The sequence below is a fragment of the Mesorhizobium sp. M4B.F.Ca.ET.214.01.1.1 genome, from assembly GCF_004791545.1.
Lineage (GTDB): Bacteria > Pseudomonadota > Alphaproteobacteria > Rhizobiales > Rhizobiaceae > Mesorhizobium > Mesorhizobium abyssinicae.
In genome coordinates this window covers 1-279 of the sequence record NZ_SRUX01000316.1, presented here as the reverse complement: position 1 = coordinate 279, position 279 = coordinate 1, and the positions used below count along the sequence as shown (strand labels likewise).

Annotated in this window: 1 pseudogene; it reads right to left on the bottom strand. The window is 58.4% G+C overall.

The features are described 5' to 3' along the window. Positions 1-279 (bottom strand): annotated as a pseudogene (locus tag EN857_RS34390) (hypothetical protein); the annotation flags it as partial.

The following is a 279-nucleotide window of genomic DNA, read 5'->3' as shown; positions in this document are numbered from 1 at the left end:
GTGGAACTGAACCAATATGGTTCCCGCGTCGTCGAATTCGAGCCAGGCCGGCGCGCCGGCCATGTGCACTTCGAGATCGTTTATCACGATTTGGTCGATCCAGACGTTGCGCCAGAGATCGGTCATGAACTTGTATTCGAAGCCGCCGTGGGAAGAGATCTTCCAGCGATAGCCCTGGCCTGCGACCAGTTCGAAATCCGCCCGGTTGACGTCGTAGCTGGATTTGTCGGAGCCCAGGACCAGCTCGGGAAGGTTCTTGCTGGATCGCGTCACCTTCGC